This window comes from Streptococcus sp. 2022WUSS037, from assembly GCF_044427225.1.
GTDB lineage: Bacteria > Bacillota > Bacilli > Lactobacillales > Streptococcaceae > Streptococcus.
The window spans coordinates 1-873 of the sequence record NZ_JAOTGJ010000073.1 but is presented as its reverse complement, the minus strand read 5'-3'; the positions used below and the strand labels follow the sequence as shown (position 1 = coordinate 873).

Here is an 873-nt window from a genome sequence, read left to right as displayed (position 1 = left end):
ACCCGCTACCGGTGAACCCTATAGCGACTCCCAAGCCTGACTATCGTGAGGTAGCGGATTAAAACGGTCTGGGGAGAGACCGTTTTAAGTCTGACGCTAGAAACCAAGATCGTCAGAGGAAGGGATAGCGAAATCGTGGCACTACGAACAGAAACGTGATACAAAGGCGTATATAGCGGATAAGGTGGCTATGAACACCAAAGTCCAAAAAGGTAGTCGTAACCTATCTGCGTAAATCACGAGTGTAATTGAATTCGAACTAAGGTCAGTGTGAAAAAGATAATTCCTCCTAGAGTCACTGGACTCTTCGTCGGAATTCCTATTTTCACTTAGACCTTTTAACGTCCTCATATCTTGTGTAAACGAGGAAAGATGTACGACTTATCCCGTGAGGTCTCATGAGCGTCAATAAGACGTAGTAACAATGAATCATGAGAATTGTTGTTATCAACTCATTCTTCGTTGAACAACAATGGCTGGGGCAGGCTCTCAGCCGAAGCCATAGTAGTGATGAAATTTCTGTAATAGAAACGGAGCGAAGGGCTGAATATTTCAACAGTCAGGGGAGTGACTGTTGAAAGTTTGACACTGAAAATAAAGACTGTCAAACCGAAGTATACCTACTTCGATTGTGTCTGTAAAGAATGGTCTGATAGAACTGGAGGCAGTCACGTAATGACTAGAAGAAAGTTCATCATTATAAGATATCCTACAGACACCGAAACAAGAAAGGAGTACGCACATGTCACAGTTATTAGATAATATCCTATCCCGTTCAAATATGTTGGACGCTTACAATCAAGTTAGAGCCAATAAAGGTTCAGCAGGAATTGACGGCGTAACTATTGACGAAATAGATGACTATCTCCGCAA

Annotated in this window: 1 pseudogene; it reads left to right on the top strand. The window is 42.3% G+C overall.

The features are described from left to right. Positions 1-742: 742 nt before the first annotated feature. Positions 743-873: pseudogene (locus ODU55_RS11650) on the top strand (group II intron reverse transcriptase/maturase); the annotation flags it as partial.